18 protein-coding genes are annotated in these 20,357 nt (G+C 69.7%); 7 read left to right on the top strand and 11 right to left on the bottom strand.

Annotation, left to right across the window (positions count from 1 at the left end; all coding sequences use genetic code 11):
- Positions 1–205: 205 nt before the first annotated feature.
- Positions 206–622, top strand: coding sequence for a hypothetical protein (locus tag OG584_RS26245; protein WP_405781412.1), 417 nt, complete (start codon positions 206–208; stop codon positions 620–622).
- A gap of 79 nt (positions 623–701) precedes the next feature.
- On the opposite strand, the gene OG584_RS26240 is transcribed toward OG584_RS26245, so the two are convergent.
- The 4 genes from OG584_RS26240 to coxB form a co-directional block, all read right to left on the bottom strand.
- Complete coding sequence (locus OG584_RS26240) at positions 702–1,958, bottom strand: Ig-like domain-containing protein (protein WP_405781410.1); 1,257 nt, start codon at positions 1,956–1,958, stop codon at positions 702–704.
- Positions 1,959–2,077: 119 nt separating this feature from the next.
- Positions 2,078–2,476 carry a cytochrome c oxidase subunit 4 gene (locus OG584_RS26235; protein WP_405781408.1) on the bottom strand — a complete coding sequence of 133 codons (399 nt, stop codon included), beginning with the start codon at positions 2,474–2,476 and terminating at the stop codon, positions 2,078–2,080.
- Complete coding sequence (gene ctaD, locus OG584_RS26230; protein WP_405781406.1) at positions 2,473–4,209, bottom strand: cytochrome c oxidase subunit I; 1,737 nt, start codon at positions 4,207–4,209, stop codon at positions 2,473–2,475. Before ctaD ends, OG584_RS26235 begins: the two co-directional genes overlap by 4 nt.
- Positions 4,206–5,174 carry a cytochrome c oxidase subunit II gene (gene coxB, locus OG584_RS26225; RefSeq protein WP_405781405.1) on the bottom strand — a complete coding sequence of 323 codons (969 nt, stop codon included), beginning with the start codon at positions 5,172–5,174 and terminating at the stop codon, positions 4,206–4,208. The genes ctaD and coxB overlap by 4 nt, the downstream gene beginning before the upstream one ends.
- Before the next feature lie 259 nt (positions 5,175–5,433).
- Here coxB and OG584_RS26220 point away from each other — a divergent pair, with 259 nt between their 5' ends.
- Positions 5,434–6,900 (top strand): cysteine desulfurase/sulfurtransferase TusA family protein, encoded by a 1,467-nt coding sequence (locus OG584_RS26220; RefSeq protein ID WP_405781404.1) that lies wholly within the window; start codon positions 5,434–5,436, stop codon positions 6,898–6,900.
- Positions 6,901–6,994: 94 nt separating this feature from the next.
- Here OG584_RS26220 and OG584_RS26215 read toward each other — a convergent pair whose 3' ends face one another.
- A complete protein-coding gene (locus tag OG584_RS26215) occupies positions 6,995–7,969 on the bottom strand; it encodes a carbohydrate kinase family protein (RefSeq protein ID WP_405781402.1) in 975 nt (324 codons plus the stop codon).
- A 131-nt stretch (positions 7,970–8,100) separates the two neighbouring features.
- On the opposite strand from OG584_RS26215, the gene OG584_RS26210 reads away from it, so the two are divergent.
- Both OG584_RS26210 and OG584_RS26205 read left to right on the top strand, forming a co-directional pair.
- Positions 8,101–8,313 carry a hypothetical protein gene (locus tag OG584_RS26210; protein ID WP_405781400.1) on the top strand — a complete coding sequence of 71 codons (213 nt, stop codon included), beginning with the start codon at positions 8,101–8,103 and terminating at the stop codon, positions 8,311–8,313.
- A gap of 143 nt (positions 8,314–8,456) precedes the next feature.
- Positions 8,457–9,905: a hypothetical protein gene (locus OG584_RS26205; protein WP_405781398.1), complete on the top strand. Its 1,449-nt coding sequence runs from the start codon at positions 8,457–8,459 to the stop codon at positions 9,903–9,905.
- Positions 9,906–10,036: 131 nt separating this feature from the next.
- Here OG584_RS26205 and OG584_RS26200 read toward each other — a convergent pair whose 3' ends face one another.
- Positions 10,037–10,393: an iron-sulfur cluster assembly accessory protein gene (locus OG584_RS26200; protein WP_164264231.1), complete on the bottom strand. Its 357-nt coding sequence runs from the start codon at positions 10,391–10,393 to the stop codon at positions 10,037–10,039.
- 311 nt (positions 10,394–10,704) lie between these two features.
- On the opposite strand from OG584_RS26200, the gene nadA reads away from it, so the two are divergent.
- Complete coding sequence (gene nadA, locus OG584_RS26195) at positions 10,705–11,895, top strand: quinolinate synthase NadA (protein ID WP_405781396.1); 1,191 nt, start codon at positions 10,705–10,707, stop codon at positions 11,893–11,895.
- A 124-nt stretch (positions 11,896–12,019) separates the two neighbouring features.
- Here nadA and OG584_RS26190 read toward each other — a convergent pair whose 3' ends face one another.
- The 5 genes from OG584_RS26190 to OG584_RS26170 all read right to left on the bottom strand — a co-directional run bounded on the left by OG584_RS26190 (position 12,020) and on the right by OG584_RS26170 (position 18,543).
- On the bottom strand, positions 12,020–15,196 hold the full coding sequence (locus OG584_RS26190; protein WP_405781394.1) for an efflux RND transporter permease subunit: 3,177 nt from the start codon (positions 15,194–15,196) through the stop codon (positions 12,020–12,022).
- A gap of 155 nt (positions 15,197–15,351) precedes the next feature.
- A complete protein-coding gene (locus tag OG584_RS26185) occupies positions 15,352–16,032 on the bottom strand; it encodes a response regulator (RefSeq protein ID WP_405781393.1) in 681 nt (226 codons plus the stop codon).
- Positions 16,029–17,300 carry a sensor histidine kinase gene (locus OG584_RS26180; RefSeq protein ID WP_405781391.1) on the bottom strand — a complete coding sequence of 424 codons (1,272 nt, stop codon included), beginning with the start codon at positions 17,298–17,300 and terminating at the stop codon, positions 16,029–16,031. The genes OG584_RS26185 and OG584_RS26180 overlap by 4 nt, the downstream gene beginning before the upstream one ends.
- Before the next feature lie 175 nt (positions 17,301–17,475).
- On the bottom strand, positions 17,476–17,754 hold the full coding sequence (locus OG584_RS26175) for a hypothetical protein (RefSeq protein ID WP_405781390.1): 279 nt from the start codon (positions 17,752–17,754) through the stop codon (positions 17,476–17,478).
- 9 nt (positions 17,755–17,763) lie between these two features.
- Complete coding sequence (locus OG584_RS26170) at positions 17,764–18,543, bottom strand: PspA/IM30 family protein (protein WP_405781388.1); 780 nt, start codon at positions 18,541–18,543, stop codon at positions 17,764–17,766.
- A 347-nt stretch (positions 18,544–18,890) separates the two neighbouring features.
- Here OG584_RS26170 and OG584_RS26165 point away from each other — a divergent pair, with 347 nt between their 5' ends.
- Both OG584_RS26165 and OG584_RS26160 read left to right on the top strand, forming a co-directional pair.
- Positions 18,891–19,487 carry a DUF3043 domain-containing protein gene (locus OG584_RS26165; RefSeq protein WP_405781387.1) on the top strand — a complete coding sequence of 199 codons (597 nt, stop codon included), beginning with the start codon at positions 18,891–18,893 and terminating at the stop codon, positions 19,485–19,487.
- A 59-nt stretch (positions 19,488–19,546) separates the two neighbouring features.
- Positions 19,547–20,281: a class I SAM-dependent methyltransferase gene (locus OG584_RS26160; protein WP_405784294.1), complete on the top strand. Its 735-nt coding sequence runs from the start codon at positions 19,547–19,549 to the stop codon at positions 20,279–20,281.
- The last annotated feature ends 76 nt before the right edge of the window (positions 20,282–20,357 follow it).

Genomic DNA, 20,357 nt, shown 5'->3' with positions numbered 1-20,357 from the left:
CGCTTATCCCGCCCTCACCCTGGGGGGTGCCGTTCGGTGTGTCAGCGGCTCGTGTCCAGCCCGAACGGCCCATCGCGAGCAGGTCCGTAACGGTGTTGACGAGGTGTCGGACGGAGTAGCATCCGCGCCAAGGTCCAAGCCCAACGGGCCCCGCGGGCCCCGCAGATCCCGCAGACCCCGCAGACACAGCCGTCACGGAGGAACAATGCAGCCGAGCGCCACGGTCCTGGTCTACAGCGACAACGCGAACACCCGTGAACAGGTTCGGCTCGCGGCGGGTCGCAGGCCGGCTTCGGACGTGCCGCCGGTGCAGTACCTGGAGTGCGCGACGCTCGACGCGGTGCTCGGCGCCCTGGACAACGGCGGGATCGACGTCTGCGTACTGGACGGCGAGTCGGTTCCCGCGGGCGGTATGGGCGTCTGCAGGCAGATCAAGGACGAGATCTTCCACTGCCCGCCCGTGCTGCTGCTGATCGGGCGTCCGCAGGACGCCTGGCTGGCCACCTGGAGCCGCGCGGACGCTGCGGTGACCCTTCCGGTGGAGCCGGTGGAGTTCGCGGGCACACTGGCCGCCCTGGTGCGTGGCCGGCTCTCGGCGGGCACCGTCTCCGCGGGGTCCTGATCCGGTCCTGACCGGTCGGGGCCATTCGGGACCAGGGGAATCGACACCCTCCCCCGCGGAGGCACGGAGCCGCCGGGGATCAGAGCGCGGCGGGCCGCAGCCGGTCCGTCTGCGCGGGGGTCCCGGTGTTCTGCTTCCCGTCCGTCAGGGCGCTGCCCTTCGCCCATTTGGCCCAGGACACGTTCCAGTCGCCGTAGCCGTTGTCGAAGGGCGTCATGGTGTCGCCGTCGCTGCCGACGACCTTGACTATGTCGCCCTGGCGCACGTGGTTGAAGAACCAGGCGGCGTTGCCCGTGCTCATACCGGTGCAGCCGTGGCTGGTGTTGGCGGAGCCCTGGGATCCTTCGGACCAGGGCGCGGCGTGCACGTACTCACCGCTGAGTGTGACCTGCGTCGCGTAGTAGACCGGCAGGTCGTACGAGTCGGAGCTGCCGGCGGCTATCCCGATGCTGGAACTGGTCATGCGGATGAAGTACGTCTTGCCCAGCACGACCTTGACGCCGTTACGGGTGGAGAAGCCCGGCTTGCCGGTGGTCACCGGGATGGTGTTGATCACCTGACCGTCGCGCTTGACCGTCATCTCGTGGGACGAGGCGTCCGTTATGGCCTCCAGCCGGTCCCCCGTCCTCAGCCTCAGCGGCTTGGCGGCGCCGCCGTAGAGCTTGTCGGCCACCTTGATCCCGTTGAGGTTGCTGTGCACGTTGATCGTGGCGTGCGCGGGCCAGTACTCCTTGGGCCGGTAGTGCAGCGTCTTGCTGTCCACCCAGTACCAGGCGCCTTCGACGGAGGGCATCGAGTCCACCTTCAGGGCGCGCTCGACCTGGGCGCGGGCGGCCTTGCCCTTGACCGGGGCGCTGAGTTGGGCGGTGACCGGCTGGCCGACGCCGTACTCGCCCCCCTTGGGGCCGAATGTGACGTTGAGCCGGTGGGAGGCGGAGGCGGTGTCGAAGGTCATCGTCCGGTTGCCCGGCGCGCCGTCGTCGTCCTCGGTGGCGACCCGGACCGTGTAGTGCACACCTGCGGCCAGCGGGACGGTGTTGTGCCACCTGGTGCCGTCGGCGGAGAGTTCGCCCGCCAGCTGGCGCCCTGTGCCGTCCGTGGCCGTCACATCGGTGATGCGGCCACCGTCACCCTTGGAGGTGATTTCGAGCGGCTTGTCGGGGTTGGCCTTGCCGTCACCCGAGGGGCCGTTGACGGATATCGAATCACCCGCGTTGAACGGCGAAGCGGCGAGCGGATTACTGCCGGACGTGCCGCACGCGGTAGCCGCCGCCCCAAGGGACACGACCAGCAGCGTGCAGCTCAGGACCGTACGGATTCGAGGTGCTTGTCTCATATGCACACGTTATGAAGATTGCCTGGTAACGGCACGCCGGATGACTGCAAACGAGGGGGCCCGGACACCTGATCGGCGTCCGGGCCCCTCGTTCGGTCCAGCGGTGGAGCGAGCAGCCCCTACTGGTTCTGGTTCTCCCCGCGGTAGAACTCGAAGACCCAGCCCCAGAGGCCGACCACTACGAGCGGTGCCGAGAAGTACAGCAGCCACCAGCCCATGGCGATGGCCAGGAAGGCGAGCGCACCACCCACGGCCAGCGAGATCGGCTGCCAGCTGTGCGGGGCGAAGAAGCCCACCTCACCGGCGTCGTCCGCGACGTCGGCCTCCTTGTTGTCCATCGCGCCGGCGTCGATCCGCCTGGCCGTGAAGGCCAGGTAGAAGCCGATCATGATGCTCAGCCCGAAGGCCATGAAGAGGGCCGTCGTTCCGGCTGCCTCCTTCGACCACACGCCGTAGACGACCGCCGAGGCGAGGATGAAGATGGCCAGCCCGATGAACATCTTGCCTTGGACCTTCACTTGCCCGCCTCCTTGCCGCCGGACAGGACCTTGTCACCGGAACCGTGGTTCTCGAGCTGGTCGAGAGCCGCGATCTCCGGGTGGTGCAGGTCGAACGCCGGGGATTCGGAGCGGATCCTCGGGAGGGTCGTGAAGTTGTGCCGGGGCGGCGGGCAGGACGTCGCCCATTCGAGCGAACGGCCGTAGCCCCACGGGTCGTCGACCTCGACCTTCTTGCCGTACTTGGCGGTCTTCCAGACGTTGTAGAAGAACGGCAGGATCGACAGGCCCAGCAGGAAGGAGCTGATGGTCGAGATGGTGTTCAGCGTGGTGAAGCCGTCAGCTGCCAGGTAGTCCGCGTAGCGGCGCGGCATGCCCTCGACACCCAGCCAGTGCTGCACCAGGAACGTCCCGTGGAAGCCCACGAACAGCGTCCAGAAGGTGATCTTGCCGAGCCGCTCGTCCAGCATCTTGCCCGTGAACTTCGGCCACCAGAAGTGGAATCCGGAGAACATCGCGAAGACCACGGTGCCGAAGATGACGTAGTGGAAGTGCGCGACGACGAAGTACGAGTCGGAGACGTGGAAGTCCATCGGGGGCGAAGCCAGGATGACGCCGGTCAGACCACCGAAGGTGAAGGTGATCAGGAAGCCGACGGCCCAGAGCATCGGTGTCTCGAAGGACAGCGACCCCTTCCACATCGTGCCGATCCAGTTGAAGAACTTCACACCGGTCGGCACTGCGATCAGGAAGGTCATGAAGGAGAAGAACGGCAGGAGCACACCGCCGGTGACGTACATGTGGTGGGCCCACACCGTCACGGAGAGACCGGCGATCGAAATCGTCGCGGCGACCAGGCCGATGTATCCGAACATCGGCTTTCTGGAGAACACTGGAATCACTTCGGAAATAATTCCGAAGAATGGCAGCGCGATGATGTACACCTCTGGATGGCCGAAGAACCAGAAGAGGTGTTGCCATAGGAGCGCGCCGCCATTTGACGCATCGAATACATGAGCGCCGAACTTGCGGTCCGCCTCCAGCGCGAAGAGTGCGGCGGCGAGTACCGGGAAGGCCAGCAGGACCAGGACACCGGTCAGCAGGACGTTCCACACGAAGATCGGCATACGGAACATCGTCATGCCGGGCGCGCGCATGCAGATGATCGTGGTGATGAAGTTGACCGAGCCGAGGATCGTGCCGAAGCCCGAGAAGGCCAGACCCATGATCCACATATCGGCGCCGACACCCGGTGACCGGACTGCGTCCGACAGCGGGGAGTAGGCGAACCAGCCGAAGTCGGCCGCGCCGTCCGGGGTGATGAATCCACCGACCGCGATGAGCGAGCCGAAGAGGTACAGCCAGTACGCGAACATGTTCAGCCGCGGGAACGCCACATCGGGCGCCCCGATCTGCAACGGCATGATCCAGTTCGCGAACCCGGCGAAGAGCGGCGTCGCGAACATCAGCAGCATGATCGTGCCGTGCATCGTGAACGCCTGGTTGAACTGCTCGTTCGACACGATCTGCGTACCCGGACGGGCCAGCTCGGCGCGCATGACGAGCGCCAGCACACCGCCGATGCAGAAGAAGGCGAACGATGTGACCAGATACATCGTGCCGATCGTCTTGTGATCAGTGGTGGTCATCCACTTGATGACGATGTTTCCCGGCTCTTTGCGCCGTACCGGCAGCTCGCTCTCGTAGGAGTCGTCTGCTGCGGCGGCACCCTGAGGTTCGTTGAGGATGCTCACAGGTTGTTCGTCTCCGCGTTCTTGGCGTGGCCAGTCTGCGCGATCCCGGCGGGGATGTAGCCGTTCTGGTGCTGCTTGGTCGCCAGGTCCTTGAGGTGCTGCTTGTAGCGCTCCGGGGAGACGACCTTCACGTTGAAGAGCATCCGGGAGTGGTCTACGCCGCACAGCTCAGCGCACTTGCCCAGGAAGGTGCCCTCCTGGTTGGGGGTCACCTCGAAGGAGTTGGTGTGGCCCGGGACAACGTCCATCTTCATGAGGAACGGCACCACCCAGAAGTCATGGATGACGTCGCGCGACGTGAGAACGAAGCGGACCTTCTCGCCCTTGGGCAGCCAGAGGGTCGGCCCCGGGTTGCCGGTCTGCGGGTTCTTGGAGGCCGGCGTGCCGACGTCGTAGACGCCTTCGGCTCCCTTGGGGAATTGCTTGGTGAAGCGGTCCGGAATGTCGGACAGCTCTGTGGTCTTCGCCGCGTTGCCCGTGGACGGGTTGCCGTCCACGTCCTCCACGTAGTTGAAGCCCCAGCTCCACTGGAATCCGACCACGTTGACCGTGTGGGCGGGTTTCGGCGAGAGATTGAGGATCTTCGACTCATCGCGCGCGGTGAAGTAGAAGAGCACCGAGACGATGATGAGAGGGACCACGGTGTACAAGGCCTCGATGGGCATGTTGTACCGGGTCTGCGGAGGTACCTCCACCTTGGTCCGGCTACGCCGGTGGAAGATGACACTCCAGATGATCAGCCCCCACACCAGCACGCCCGTGGCGAGCGCTGCCGCCCACGAGCCCTGCCAGAGGGAGAGGATCCGAGGTGCCTCTTCCGTTACCGGGGTGGGCATACCAAGGCGGGGGAAATCCTTGTACGAGCAACCGGTAGCGGTTACAAGGATCAGGCCCGCAGTCAGCACCTGCGGCAGCTTCCGCCGCATCGGGCGCCGCGACGAGCGGTCGGAGCCGTTGGGACTCACGTAGCGCCTTCCCGAGAGTCTCGCCCGTGCGGCCGGCTGCGGCCGCATCGAGGTCGGTCGCCGGTCCTGCTCGGGCAGGGGTTTGGATGTTTATGCGGACCAAACCCTACTGGAGGCCATTTGGGGCCGCGCGGGGAGGGTGCCCAACGCGCCGTCCGACACCCCGAAGGGGTGGAATCCCGGCTTCCGGCGGGCATCTGACGGTCCCTCCCCGGGGACGGCGGACGGCCCGTCCGCGCCCGGCGGCTAGCGTGACGCCGTGCCCTACTTCGATGTCGCGTCCTCCGCACCCCTGCACCCCGTCGCACGTCAGGCCCTGCAAGCCTCCCTGGACGACGGCTGGGCCGATCCGGCCCGCCTGTACCGGGAGGGCAGGCGGGTGCGGCTGTTGCTCGACGCGGCCCGGGAGGCGGCTGCCGAAGCGGTCGGATGCCGCCCGGACGAGCTCGTATTCACCTCGTCGGGGACCCGGGCGGTCCACTCCGGAATTGCCGGCGCTCTTTCTGGCCGTCGGCGTGTCGGCGGCCATCTGGTGGTGTCTGCGGTCGAACACTCGTCCGTGCTCCATTCGGCGGCCGCCCATGAGGCGAGGGGCGGTTCGGTGGCCGAGGTGGCGGTCGGGCGGACCGGGGCGGTGGACCCCGGCACCTTCGCGGCCGCACTGAACGCGGGGACGGCACTGGCCTGTCTGCAGTCCGCCAACCACGAGGTCGGCACCGAGCAGCCGGTGGCCGAGGTCGCCGGCGCCTGCCGGGCCGCGGGGGTGCCGCTTCTGGTGGACGCGGCCCAGTCGCTGGGCTGGGGGCCGGTCGGCGGGGACTGGTCACTGCTCACCGCCAGCGCGCACAAGTGGGGCGGCCCGGCCGGGGTGGGACTCCTCGCCGTACGGAAAGGTGTGAGGTTCGTCCCCCAAGGCCCGGCGGACGAGCGGGAGTCCGGGCGGGCGGCCGGCTTCGAGAACGTCCCGGCGATCGTGGCCGCCGCGGCGTCACTGAGGGCCGTACGGGCCGGGGCGGAGGCCGAGTCGGCGCGGCTGCGGGGGCTCGTGGACCGGATCAGGGCCTCGGTGCGCGAGCTGGTGCCTGATGTCGAGGTGGTCGGCGATCCGGTGCGGCGGCTGCCGCATCTCGTGACGTTCTCCTGTCTCTATGTCGACGGGGAGACCCTGCTGCACGAGCTGGATATGGCCGGTTTCTCCGTGTCATCCGGTTCGTCCTGCACCAGCAGCACGCTGACGCCCAGTCATGTGCTGCGGGCGATGGGGGTGCTCTCGGAGGGGAACGTCCGCGTCTCGCTGCCCCTCGGTGCGGCGGAGGCGGAGGTGGACCGATTCCTGGAGGTGCTCCCGGGGGTGGTCCGTTCGGTACGTGAGCGGCTGGGCGCCGGGGCCTCGGCGGCCGGGGCTCCGGGGCAGGTGCGTGGCACGCAGGCGGGGGCCGCGGCGGATGTCACGGCGGAGCCGGACGCGGGGGCCGGGGTGCCCCCCGGCGCGGGCCCCGCGGCGGAGTTCGTCGTGGACGCGCTCGGGAAGCGGTGCCCGATCCCGGTGATCGAGCTCGCCAAGGTGATCGGGGATGTGCCCGTGGGCGGCGTGGTGACGGTGCTCTCGGACGACGAGGCCGCGCGGCTCGATGTGCCGGCGTGGTGCGAGATGCGGGGGCAGGGCTACGAGGGAGCGCACCCGGTCGACGGGGGTACCGCCTTCCGGGTGCGCCGCGTGTCGTGAGACGGCCGGGCCCTGTGACGCCGCGGCCGGCCGGACCCGGACGAGGCCGCCCCGGATTCCGGAGCGGCACGGTCGGGAATCCGGGGGCGCGCGCCTACTTGAGGTGGGTCCTGACCTCTTCCGCCGCGTCGTGGCCGTAGGCCTTGGTGAAGCGGTCCATGAAGTTGGCGCGGCGCAGGGTGTACTCCTGCGTGCCCAGCGTCTCGATCACCAGCGTGGCCAGCATGCAGCCGATCTGCGCCGCCCGCTCCAGATTCACCCCCCACGAGAGCCCCGACAGGAAGCCGGCGCGGAACGCGTCGCCCACACCCGTGGGGTCGACCTTGGCCTCCTCCTCCGCGCAGCCGACCACGATCGGCTCATCGCCCCTGCGGTCGATCCGTACGCCGCGGGCACCGAGCGTGGTGACCCGGTGGCCGACCCTGGCGAGGATCTCGTCCTCGGTCCAGCCGGTCTTGGACTCGATGAGCCCCTTCTCGTACTCGTTGGAGAAGAGGTACGTCGCACCCGCGAGCAGGGTCCTGATGTCCTCACCGGTCATCCGGGCGATCTGCTGGGAGAAATCTGCCGCGAACGGGATCGACCGGGTGCGGCACTCCTCCGTATGGCGGAGCATCGCCTCGGGGTCGTCCGCGCCGATCAGCACCAGGTCGAGACCGCCGACCCGCTCGGCGACCGACTGGAGCTCGATCTGGCGGGCCTCGCTCATCGCGCCCGTGTAGAACGAGCCGATCTGGTTGTGGTCGGCGTCCGTGGTGCACACGAAGCGGGCGGTGTGCAGGACCTCGGAGATCCGGACCGACCCGGTGTCCACACCGTGCCGGTCGAGCCAGACGCGGTACTCGTCGAAGTCCGCGCCCGCGGCGCCGACCAGGATCGGGGCCGTGCCGAGCTGCCCCATACCGAAGCAGATGTTGGCGCCGACACCTCCCCGCCGTACGTCGAGGGTGTCGACCAGGAAGGAGAGGGAGACCGTGTGGAGCTGATCGGCGACCAGCTGGTCGGCGAAGCGGCCGGGGAAGGTCATGAGGTGGTCGGTGGCGATGGAGCCGGTGACTGCGATGCGCACGGCGAGGACACTCCTGTGGAGGAGGGAGGCTGACACCTCACGCTACCGTTTCGGCCGCCTCGGCTCGAAGGGCAGAAACTACCCGATAGTAGGTCTTTCTACTCCGGCTCCACCGTGCCTACGGTGCAGATATGCCGAACTCCATCGCGCCGAACCCCGCAGTCCCGTCCGAGTCCGAAGCCGACCTGACCGACCTGCGCGGCGACTGTGCGCGCATGGCCCCGCACTGGGTGGTGCCCGCCGGGCCCGCCCCCACGCCTGTTCCGCCGTCCCTGATCCACGGGATCACGGTGCCGCCCGCGTCCGCGCGGCTCATCGACTCCATGTCCGAGTACGGGGACTGACGGGCCCCGCGGAAGCGCCCGGCCCGGCGGCGGACCGCCGGCCGAGGGAACCGTGCGCTCCCCCGCCCCGTCCCATCCGTGTTCCCCCGTACGGGGGAACAGCCTTACGGCAGTGGACGGCAGCGGAGTCGAAGGAGCATGCGGTGAGCAGCGAGCGACCCGAGCACGACACGGCACGTACCCGTCGGCGGCGGTCTCCCGCCGCCGTCACCTCGGTAGCGGCGGCGGTGCTGCTGGCGGGAGGCGGCGGGGCCTACTGGGCGGCGACCGCGGCCGGTCACGACAGCGGCGGCACGGAGACCGGCAGCTCCGGCAGCACGGCGCATTCGAGGGGGCCCGCCCCCCTCGCGCTGGACCAGTCGGCGCCGGGCGGCGGTTCCGCGGGTATAGCGCCCGGGGAACCCGATCCGCACGGCAGCGTCTACCGCTCCGACGGGCCTCTGCCGGCCGCGCCGAAGTCGGCGCCGGTGTACCGCCCCGACGGAACCGTCACCGCCGCCGACGTGACGCGGCTCGCCCGTGCGCTCGGCGTGTCGGGTACACCCCGGCTCGTGGGCACGGACTGGCGGGTGGGCGCCGGCAAGGACGGTTCCGGCCCGCTGCTCCAGGTCGCGCTCCACGCGCCGGGCACCTGGACGTTCACCCGGTTCGGCAGCGGCGGAAGCGACAACTGCCCCAGTGGCAAGGAGTGTTCGGGCGGAGGCGCCGCCGTGGCCGGCGGCGGGAAGGCCGTGAGCGAGCAGGCCGCGAAGGCGGCGGCCGCCCCCCTGCTGAAGGCGCTGGGCGAGAGTGACGCGAAGCTCGACGCCGGCCGGGTGATGGGTTCGGTGCGGGTGGTGAACGCCGATCCGAAGGTCGGCGGGCTGCCCACCTACGGCTGGACCACCGGGCTCCAGATCGGACCGGACGGTCAACTGACCCGTGGCAGCGGACCGTTGAAGAACCTCGCCAAGGGTGCGGAGTATCCGCTGATCAGCGCGGCCGGCGCACTGAAGCAGCTGAACACGCCCACGGCCGGCGCCGGCGGGGCCGGAACCGGCGGCTGCGCCACCATGAAACCTCTGACCGGGGGCCCGGCGGGCGCATCGCCGTCCGCGTCCTGCGCGCCGTCGTCCAAGAGCGCAGCCCCCCAGCGGGTGACCGTCCGCCACGCGGAACTCGGGCTCGCGGTGCGGCTGTCCGGGGGACGGCAGATCCTCGTACCCTCGTGGCTCTTCGAGACCCGGCCCACCGGAGCGGCGCAGCCGGGGACGGTCACCGCGACGGCGGTCGATGGCCGCTATCTGGCGCAGCCGGGACCGTCCGGGGGCGGGAACAGCCCGGGTGGCTCGGGCCAGAGCCCGACGGCCTACCGCGCTGACGGGCGGAGTCTCACGCTGAGCATCACGGGCCGGCTGTGCGGCAAGTACGCCGTCCGGACCACCGAGGACGACAAGACGGTGCGCGTGACGATCGGCGCCCAGCACCGGAAGCCCGGCACGGTCTGCCCCGACATCATCGGCGCGATGACGCAGAAGGTGGAACTGGGCCGGCCGCTGGGCGGCCGCCAGGTCCTGGACGCGGCGACCGGGGACCGCGTGCCGCAGATGTGACTGCAGAGTTGAGCCGCGCGGATCCGAGTCGGCAGGGACTCCGCGACAGCGAGAGGCGGCGGCCCCGGATGATCCGGGGCCGCCGCCTTCGAGTGCCTTCGGGCCGCGTCACACGGAGCGGCCCGGCCCGGCTAGCTGAACGAGTCGCCGCAGGCGCACGAGCCGGTGGCGTTCGGGTTGTCGATGGTGAAGCCCTGCTTCTCGATGGTGTCGACGAAGTCGACGGAGGCGCCGCCCAGGTACGGGGCGCTCATCCGGTCGGTGACGACCTTGACTCCGCCGAAGTCCTTGACCACATCGCCGTCGAGCGAGCGCTCGTCGAAGAAGAGCTGATACCGGAGGCCTGAGCAGCCACCGGGCTGGACGGCGACGCGGAGCGCGAGGTCGTCACGGCCTTCCTGGTCGAGCAGGGCCTTGACCTTGGACGCGGCGGCGTCGGACAGGAGGATGCCGTCGCTCACCGTGGTCTTCTCGTCCGATACGGACATCTGCTTCACTCCCGGGATGGGGTCTCCCCGCCGAGGCAGGGGAAGTACGGACTGCTTGCCGACCATTGCAACCGGCAGGGCCGCGGATTCATTCCGGGCCTGGCACTTCTCTTTGCCCCTTCATGCTCGCACACCCTTTCCTCCGCGTCACAGGACCGGGCGGCCAGGGATACGTCACATCGACGAGATCGACATCGTCAAGGTGACGTGAAGCGGCTATGATAGATAACGTCATTTCGACGAGAAGGCCCGGTGCCAGCACCGGCTCCACCGGAGCGGCACAAGCCGCGCGTGTTTCTTGAGAAGAAAGGGTGCGTGTGGTGACCACCGCCCAGCCCCGCCAGGATCTCGATGTACAGCCGTCGCCGCTCGCGCTGCTGCTGCTCGGCCGCGAGGCCGACCCGAAGAGCGAGCGCGGCGTGGAGTGCCCGGGTGACCTGCCGTCCCCGTCCGACCCTGACCTGGTGGAACGCGCCCGCGCCGCCAAGGAGAAGCTCGGGGACAAGGTCTTCGTGCTCGGCCACCACTACCAGCGCGACGAGGTCATCCAGTTCGCCGACGTCACCGGCGACTCCTTCAAGCTCGCCCGCGACGCGGCCGCCAGGCCGGAGGCCGAGTACATCGTCTTCTGCGGCGTGCACTTCATGGCCGAGTCGGCGGACATCCTGACCACGGACGACCAGAAGGTCGTCCTGCCGGACCTGGCCGCCGGCTGTTCGATGGCCGACATGGCCACCGCCGAGCAGGTCGCGGAGTGCTGGGACGTGCTGACCGACGCCGGTATCGCCGAGCGCGTCGTTCCCGTCTCGTACATGAACTCCTCGGCCGACATCAAGGCCTTCACCGGCCGGCACGGCGGCACGATCTGCACCTCGTCGAACGCGAAGCGGGCCCTGGAGTGGGCCTTCGAGCAGGGCGAGCAGGTTCTGTTCCTCCCCGACCAGCACCTGGGCCGCAACACCGCGGTCCGGGACCTGGGGATGTCGCTCGACGACTGCGTCCTCTACAACCCGCACAAGCCGAACGGCGGCCTCACCGCCGAGCAGCTGCGCGGCGCGAAGATGATCCTGTGGCGCGGGCACTGCTCGGTGCACGGACGGTTCTCGCTGGACTCGGTCAACGACGTCCGCGAACGCATACCCGGCGTACGGGTACTGGTCCACCCCGAGTGCAAGCACGAGGTCGTCTCGGCGGCCGACGAGGTGGGATCGACCGAGTACATCATCAAGGCGCTCGACGCGGCGCCCGCCGGGTCCAAGTGGGCGATCGGGACCGAGCTCAACCTGGTGCGCCGGGTGGCCAACGCCCACCCGGACAAGGAGATCGTCTTCCTCGACAAGACGGTGTGCTTCTGCTCGACGATGAACCGGATCGATCTGCCGCATCTGGTGTGGACGCTGGAGTCGCTGGCCGACGGCACCACGGTGAACAGGATCGAGGTCGATCCGGAGACCGAGAAGTACGCGAAGATGGCGCTGGAGCGGATGCTGGCGCTGCCGTAGGCCCCGCGCCCTGCCGGGCCGAAGCGGTTCAGGCCGTACGGACCACGCGGGCGGGCCCCGCACCCAGCTGTGACGGCTGTGTGCGGGGCCCGCTCGTTTCGTGCTCCGGCGGTCGTGCCCGGGGTCAGACGTTCGCCGGCTCGGGCTCGTCCGACGACGAGTCGGCGCCCGCCGGAGCCGCTTCGCCCGGCTTCTGCTCGCGCTTGGCGGCCTTCTTCTTCGCGCGGCGCTCCTTGCGGAGCTCCACCAGCGCGTACAGCGTCGGCACCAGCAGCAGCGTCAGCAGCGTCGAAGTGATCAGACCACCGATCACCACCACGGCCAGCGGCTGCGAGATGAAGCCGCCCTCGCCGGTGACGCCGAGCGCCATCGGGAGCAGTGCGAAGATCGTCGCGAGCGCGGTCATCAGGATCGGCCGCAGACGGTGCCTGCCGCCCTCCACGACCGCCTCGACGACGCCGAGACCCTGCGAGCGGTACTGGTTGATCAGGTCGATCAGCACGATCGCGTTGGTGACCACGATGCCGATCAGCATCAGCATGCCGATCATCGCCGGGACACCCATCGGGGTGCCGGTGACGAGCAGCAGACCGATGGCGCCGGTGGCCGCGAACGGGATCGACACCAGCAGGATCAGCGGCTGGACCAGCGAGCGGAACGTCGCCACCAGGAGCATGAAGACGATCGCGATGGCGGCCAGCATGGCCAGCGCGAGGTTCTTGAACGCGTCGCCCTGGTCGGACGAGACACCGCCGATCTCGACGGTCGCGCCGCTGGGCAGCTCCTTCTTGACGTCGTCGATCTTCGACTGGAGTGCGGTGGTGACCGCGCCCGTGTTGTCACCGGTCGGCTTCGCCGTGATCGTCGCGGCGCGGGCACCGTCGATACGGGTCATCGAGACCGGTCCCGGGACCAGCTTCACGGTGGCGATGTCGCCGAGCTTGACCGCCCCGAGGCTGAGGTTCTTCAGCTGGGCGAGGGTGGTGGCAGGCTGCGCCGACTTCACGACGACATCGCGCTCGGTGTCGTCGAGGATCGCCTTGGTCGCCGACGTGGTGCCCTGGACCGCCTGGCCCACGGCAGCGCCGAGCGTCGTCTCGTTGAAGCCCGCGGCAGCCGCCTTGTCGTTGGTCTGCACGGAGATCCGCGGCACGCTCTGCGAGAGGTCGCTCTCCACGTCCTTGACGTGGTCGAGCTTGGCCACGGCGGCCCGTACCTGCTCGGACGCCTTCTTCAGGGTGTCGCCGTCGCCGGCCTTGACCACGACGCTCAGGTCCTGGTCACCGAAGCCGCCGCCGCTGCCGACACTGGCGTCGCCGATGCCGCGCAGACCGGCCAGGCCCTTCTCGATACGGTCCTGTGTCCTGTCGTAGTCCGACGCGTTCTTCAGGGTCACCTGGTACGAGGCCTGGTTGGCGCCCGTACCGCCGCCGAAGGCAGCCGCGAAGCCGGAGGAGCCGACCGTGACCTGGTAGTCCTTGATCGTGTCGATGCCGTCGAGCACCTTCTCGACCTTTTTGGCCGCGGTGTCGGCGGCCTGCAGGCTGGTGCCCGGGTCGAGCTTCTGGGTGAGCGAGAGGGTGTCCTGGTCGCCCTGGTCGAAGAAGTTGGTCTTGAGCAGCGGGGCCATGCCGAAGGTGGCGACGAGCACCACCGCCGCGATGACCAGGCTGGTGATACGGCGCCGGGTCGCGAAGCGGAGCACCGGAACGTAGAACCGCTGGAGGCGGCTGCGCTCCTCCTTCTCCTCGGCCCTGCGGCGCAGCTCCTGCGGGTCGACGCCGGCCGAGCCCTTGGGGGCGCGCAGGAACCAGTACGAGAAGACCGGCACCACGGTGAGCGAGACAAGCAGCGAGGCGAGCAGCGCGGCGGTGACCGTGATGGAGAACGAGCCGAAGAGCTGGCCCACCATGCCGCCGACGAGGCCGATCGGCAGGAAGACCGCAACGGTCGTCAGCGTGGAGGAGGTGACCGCGCCCGCGACCTCACGGACCGCGCCGATGATCGCCGCCTGCCGTTCCTCGCCGTAGCTCAGGTGCCGCTTGATGTTCTCCAGGACGACGATCGAGTCGTCGACCACCCGGCCGATCGCGATGGTGAGCGCGCCGAGGGTGAGCACGTTGAGCGAGAGGTCGCGGGTCCACAGCACGATCAGCGCGAGGAGCACCGAGAGCGGGATGGAGAGCGCGGTGACCAGGGTGGAGCGGAGCGACGCCAGGAAGATCAGGATGACGATCACGGCGAAGAGGAGGCCCAGGGCGCCCTCGGTGGTGAGGCCCGAGATCGACTTCGACACGGACGGGCCCTGGTCGAAGATGACCTTCAGCTCGCTGTCGGATCCGAGGGTCTTGCGCAGCTCGGGAAGCTTGTCCTTGACCGCGTCGGAGATCGCGACGGCGCTGCCGTCCTGGTCCATCGTCAGCGAGAGGGAGAGGCTGGGCCTGCCGTCCGTACGGGTGATGGAGACCGCGTTCGCGGGCTGCTCGGCGACCTTGGCGATGTCACCGAGGCGCACCGGCTTGGGGGCCCGTCCCTGAGCGGAGGCGCCGCCGGGGGCGGCCTGGCCGGTGACGCGCAGGTCCTGGATCTGCTTCAGCGAGGTGTAGCCGCCGCCGACCTGGACCGTACGGCTCTTACCGTCCTCGGAGAACGCTCCGGCCGGGAGCGCGGCGCCGCCCGCCTGGAGGGCCTGGCTGAGCGTGGCAGCGTTCAGCCCCGCGGCGGCCAGCTTCTTGGGGTCGGGGGTGACGGTGACCTGGAGGTCCCGCACGCCGTCGACGCTGACCTGGCCGACGCCGTCGATGTTCTGGAGGACCGGGACGACCGAGCGGTCGAGCTGGTCGGAGAGCGCCTGCTGGTCCTTGTCGGATGTGACGGCCAGGACGACCGTCGGGATGTCGTCGGTCGAACCGGCGACGACCTGCGGGTCGACCGAGTCGGGGATCTTCACCCGGGCCCGGTTCACGGCCTGCTGGACGTCGGCGACGAGCTGCTTGGTGCCGTTGCCGTAGTCGAACTGGGCCATGATCACGGCGTTGCCCTCGCTCGCCGTCGAGGTCACACCCTTGATGCCGTCGACAGCCTTGATGGTGTCTTCCAGCGGCTCGACGACCTGCTTCTCGACCACGTCGGGCGACGCGCCCTGGTACGGGGCGAGCACCGAGACCATCGGCAGTTCGATGGTGGGCAGCAGCTGCTGCTTGAGCTGCGGTATCGCGATCGCCCCGAAGACGACGGCGACGATCGATATCAGCCCGATCAGGGCCCGTTGCGCGAGGCTGAATCTGGACAGCCAGGACATGGGGTCTCTCTTCTGTGGCGTGCGAGGCAGGTGGAGCCGAAGGGATGAGGGGGCATCTGTGGCCCACCCCTACCTTCAGTCATCCGGCAGGCCGGATTCGTCGCTCCCAGGTGCCTTACTTATCCAGCGCATACCGCAGCTGGAGTAGGCCGCCGCTACGCCCTTGGGTGGACCAGGCCCGATTCGTAGGCGATTACCACCAATTGGGCCCGGTCGCGGGCGCCGAGCTTCGCCATCGCGCGGTTCACGTGCGTCTTGACCGTGAGCGGGCTGACGGCCAGCCGCTCCGCGATCTCGTCGTTGGAGTGGCCGCCGCCGACTTGGACGAGGACCTCGCGTTCGCGGACGGTGAGCGCTGCCAGCCGTCCCGCGTACGCCTCGGGGTCCGATCCGTCCGAACTCCCGCCCTGGGCAAGGAATCGCGCGATGAGCCCCTTGGTGGCCACCGGGGAGAGCAGGGCCTCCCCCGCCGCCGCGATACGGATCGCGCTGAGCAGCTCCTCCGGCTCGGCGCCCTTCCCGAGGAACCCGGACGCGCCGGCCCGCAGGGACTGGATCACGTACTCGTCCACCTCGAACGTCGTGAGCATCACCACGCGTACCGCGGCCAGTTCGGGGTCCTCGCTGATCATGCGGGTGGCGGCGAGTCCGTCAGTGCCGGGCATCCGGATGTCCATCAGGACGACATCGGCGGATTCCGACCGGGCGAGTGCCACCGCCTGCGCGCCGTCCGCCGCCTCCCCGACCACCTCCATGTCCGGTTCCGAGTCCACGAGCACCCGGAAGGCGCTGCGCAGCAGCGTCTGGTCGTCGGCGAGCAACACCCTGATCGTCATACGTCCTCCCCCGCTCCGGCCGTGACCGGCAGTATCGCCTGTACCCGGAAGCCACCGCCGTAGCGGGGCCCCGCCGAGCAGGAGCCCCGCAGTGCCACGGCGCGTTCGCGCATGCCGATCAGACCGTGGCCCCCGCCGTCCGCACGGGTGCCGTGCCCGGAGCCTTCCGGACCGAGTGCACCGTCCGCGCCCGCGCCGTTGTCGAGGACGGTGACCTCCACGGCCGGCCCCACCCGTACGACGCTGACCTCCGCCCTCGCGCCGGGCCCCGCGTGCTTGCGCACGTTGGTCAGCGCCTCCTGGATGATCCGGTACGCGGCCAGGTCGACGGCGGCGGGCATACCGGCCCCCTCGTGGCCGCAGGCCACCTCGACCGGGAGCCCCGCGTTACGGAAGGTGTCGACCAGTTCGTCGAGCACGGCGAGGCCCGGGGCCGGTTCGGTGGGCGCTTCGGGGTCGCCGGACTGGCGCAGCAGGCCGACGGTGGCGCGCAGTTCGTTGAGCGCGGACCGGCTGGCCTCCCGCACGTGTGCGAGCGCCTCCTTGGCCTGGTCGGGGCGTTTGTCCATGACGTGGGCCGCGACCCCGGCCTGGACGTTGACCAGGGCGATGTGGTGGGCGACCACGTCGTGGAGGTCACGGGCGATCCGCAGCCGTTCCTCGGCGACCCGGCGCCTGGCCTCCTCGTCGCGGGTGCGCTCCGCCCGTTCCGCGCGCTCCCTGATGGCGTCGACGAAAGCGCGGCGGCTGCGTACGGCGTCGCCCGCGGCCGATGCCATTCCGGTCCAGGCGAAGATCCCGAGGTTCTCCTGGGAGTACCAGGGGGTCCGGCTGAAACACATCGCCGACGCCGTCAGCACAGCCATGGTGAGCAGCCCGACCCGCCAGGTGGTGGGGCGGTCGGTGCGTGACGCGACCGTGTAGAGCGCGATGACCGCACTCATCGCCACCGGGGCCGGCGGCTCGCCCGCGACCAGTTCGACCATGGTGACCGCACCGGTCACCGCGAGCACCGGCATCGGGCTGCGGCGGCGCAGCACCAGGGCCGCGGCCCCCACGACCATCAGAACGACGCTGCGGAACTCGGGGCTCCTGGTGCCGAAGGTCGGGCCGTCCGGCCCGCCGGTGTCGGCGAACGAACCGATGGTCATGCAGACGAGCACGCCGAGAGCCAGGACGGCGTCGAGCGCCACCGGGTGGGCGCGGAGCCAGTCGCCGGCCCGGACGTAGCGGGTGCCTGCTTTTGACGGGGAGGTCACGTCCAGCAACGGTACGGCGTGCCGCGGCGTGGTCCGGCCGGCCCGTCCCACCCGCCTGCCGCGGGGGGAACCCCGTGGACAGCACGGCGCCCCGCCCTGCGCCGTCCTCGCGGAGGAGGAACAGGGCGGGGCGGGGCACAGGGCGTGATCCCGCCCGGCAGGTCCGACCGGGCCGGGAAGCGGCTCAGCCCGGGATCAGACCGTCGTCGTTGAGCATCTCCCTGACGTCGGCCAGCGTCGCGTCGGCGGGCGGCAGGATCAGCTCCGACGGGGCCAGGGAGTCGTCGGGGAGCGGCGTGCCGAGCTCCCGGACCTTGTCGAGCAGGGCGTGGAGTGTGCGACGGAAGCCTGCTTCGTCGCCGCCCTGCACCTGGACGAGCAGATCGTCGTCCAGCTTGTTGAGCTCGGTGAGGTGGCTGTCGGCCAGCTCCATCTGGCCTTCACCCATGATCCGTACGATCATGACGCGTCCCTACTGCTTGTCCAGATTCGGATGGGGCTTGTCCTGCGGCTCACTGCCTTCGATGGCCTGCTGGGACGAGGACGACCCGCCTGCCAGCTCGGCCTTCATGCGCTGCAGTTCCAGCTCCACATCCGTACCACCGGAGATCCGGTCCAGCTCGGCGGAGATGTCGTCCTTGCCCATGCCGGACTGGTCGTCCAGGGCGCCCGAAGCGAGCAGCTCGTCGATCGCGCCCGCCCTGGCCTGCAGCTGGGCGGTCTTGTCCTCGGCCCGTGCGATGGCCTGGCCGACGTCGCCCATCTCCTCGGAGATCCCCGAGAAGGACTCGGCGATCCGGGTCTGCGCCTGGGCCGCCGTGTAGGTGGCCTTGATGGTCTCCTTCTTCGTACGGAAGGCGTCGACCTTGGCCTGCAGACGCTGGGCAGCGAGAGTGAGCTTCTCCTCCTCGCCCTGCAGCGTCTGGTGCTGCGTCTCCAGGTCCGTGACCTGCTGCTGCAGTGCGGCACGGCGCGACAGCGCCTCCCGGGCCAGGTCCTCACGGCCCAGCGCGAGGGCCTTGCGCCCCTGGTCCTCCAGCTTGGAGGACTGCCCCTGCAGCTGGTTCAGCTGCAGTTCGAGACGCTTGCGCGAGGTGGCCACGTCGGCGACCCCGCGGCGTACCTTCTGGAGCAGTTCGAGCTGCTTCTGGTACGAGTAATCGAGGGTCTCGCGCGGATCCTCGGCCCGGTCCAGGGCCTTGTTGGCCTTCGCGCGGAAGATCATTCCCATACGCTTCATGACACCGCTCATGGGCTTCGCGCGCCCCCTTCTGACGGACTTCAGCTCCAGCACTTGAACCCACACTACGGGGCCTGCATCCATTACCGCACTGTTCGGGAGCGGATGCGCTCCTCCTCCAGGACGACCTGTGCCCGATCCGCTCCCGCGCAGGGAGTAGGGGCACCTCCGGGAGAACACGCGGGAATCCGGGGGAACCGGGAGAAACGGTGGCGGAAAACAGGGCCCGGCCGCCCGCAGGGGGCCCTGCGGGCGGCCGGGGGCGGGCTCCACCGCGAACTGCGTGCCGCGCAGACCGTTGCGGGATCGTTCCCCCTCGGTCCTGGTGCCCCGCACAGCACCCCGTACCCTTGGGTTTTGTGTTCCGAAGCCGCGCCAATGAAGAGAAGGTCCGCACCTCCAAGGTGACGCCGGACCTCTCCAAGCAGCCCCGCGACCCGCAGGCTCCCAAGGGTCGCCCCACCCCCAAGCGGAATGATGCGCAGTCCCAGCGACGCCGCGCGGTCACTCCCACGACCGACCGCAAGGAGGCCTCCAAGCGTCAGCGCGAGGCCCGCCGCACGGACATGGCGAAGCAGCGTGCGGCTCTCGCCAGCGGCGACGAGCGCTATCTGCCGGCCCGGGACAAGGGCCCTGTCCGCCGCTTCGCGCGGGATTACGTGGACTCGCGCTGGTGTCTCGCCGAGTTCTTCCTGCCGCTCGCCGTGGTCATCCTGGTACTGAGCGTCATCCAGCTGCCGGGCGTGCAGAGCATCGCCCTGCTGCTCTGGCTCATTGTGATCGTGCTGATCATCATCGACTCGGCGGGCATCTGGTTCCGGATGAGGAAGCAGATGAACGAGCGCTTCCCGAACGAGCCCAAGCGCGGCGCCCTGGCGTACGGCCTGATGCGCACGCTCCAGATGCGCCGGATGCGCCTTCCGAAGCCGCAGGTCAAGCGCGGAGAGCGGCCCTGAGCACGGGCGTATCGGGTTTCCGGGGCGCTTCGGCCGCATGGCTGAAGGGCCTCGGAGGTCTGCGCAACACCGTCCGCCAGGAGCTCGTCGCCCGTCAGCTCGACGAGCAGCTCGCGGCGCGGTTCCCGGTGGGTCAGCGGCTGCGCATCCTCGACGTCGGCACGGGCCAGGGCACCCAGGCCCTGCGCCTGGCCCGCGCGGGCCACACGGTGACCGGCCTGGAGTCCGACCCGGCGATGCTGAAGGTCGCCCGGGACGCGCTGGCCACCGAGCCCGAGGGCATCCGCGAGCGGATGCGGCTGCTGGACGGAGACGGCCGGGAGACCGGTGCGCACTTCCTGCCCGGCAGTTTCGACGTGGTGCTCTGCCACGGCGTGCTGATGTACGTCGAGGAGCCGGACGCGATGCTGGCCGGGCTGGCCCGGATGCTGGCACCCGGAGGACTGCTCTCGCTGCTGGTGCGGAACGCCGACGCACTGGCCATGCGGCCGGGGATGTCCGGTGACTGGCCTGGCGCGCTGGCCTCCTTCGACAGCGGCACCTACACCAACCGGCTGGGTCTGACCGTGCGCGCCGACCGGCTCGAGGCCCTGACCGCGACCCTGGCCGGGATCGCCGCGCCACTGCATGCCTGGTACGGGGTGCGGGTGTTCACGGACAACGTGGGCAACGACCAGGAGCTGCCGTCCGCCCATGAGCTGGACCGGCTGCTGGCGGCCGAGGACCGCGCCGGACGCACGGAACCGTACAAGAGCGTGGCGGCCCTGCTGCACCTCTGCGGTGTACGGGGCTGAAGCCCCGCCGTCCGCACCGGCGCCCGCCCCGGTTTCCTGCCGGTGCCGCCGCCCGGACGTCTTCCCCTGATCGGCG

The sequence above is a fragment of the Streptomyces sp. NBC_00859 genome (assembly GCF_045161865.1).
Taxonomy (GTDB): Bacteria; Actinomycetota; Actinomycetes; order Streptomycetales; family Streptomycetaceae; genus Streptomyces.
Note: the sequence above shows the minus strand (reverse complement) of the source record. Positions and strands in the feature narration are given on the sequence as shown.

Coding starts and splice junctions, on each gene's coding strand:
- OG584_RS26245 (WP_405781412.1), top strand. CDS start 206: ATGCAGCCGAGCGCCACGGTCCTGGTCTACAGCGACAACGCGAACACC.
- OG584_RS26240 (WP_405781410.1), bottom strand. CDS start 1,958: ATGAGACAAGCACCTCGAATCCGTACGGTCCTGAGCTGCACGCTGCTG.
- OG584_RS26210 (WP_405781400.1), top strand. CDS start 8,101: ATGCCGAACTCCATCGCGCCGAACCCCGCAGTCCCGTCCGAGTCCGAA.
- OG584_RS26200 (WP_164264231.1), bottom strand. CDS start 10,393: ATGTCCGTATCGGACGAGAAGACCACGGTGAGCGACGGCATCCTCCTG.
- OG584_RS26190 (WP_405781394.1), bottom strand. CDS start 15,196: ATGTCCTGGCTGTCCAGATTCAGCCTCGCGCAACGGGCCCTGATCGGG.
- OG584_RS26185 (WP_405781393.1), bottom strand. CDS start 16,032: ATGACGATCAGGGTGTTGCTCGCCGACGACCAGACGCTGCTGCGCAGC.
- OG584_RS26175 (WP_405781390.1), bottom strand. CDS start 17,754: ATGATCGTACGGATCATGGGTGAAGGCCAGATGGAGCTGGCCGACAGC.
- OG584_RS26170 (WP_405781388.1), bottom strand. CDS start 18,543: ATGAGCGGTGTCATGAAGCGTATGGGAATGATCTTCCGCGCGAAGGCC.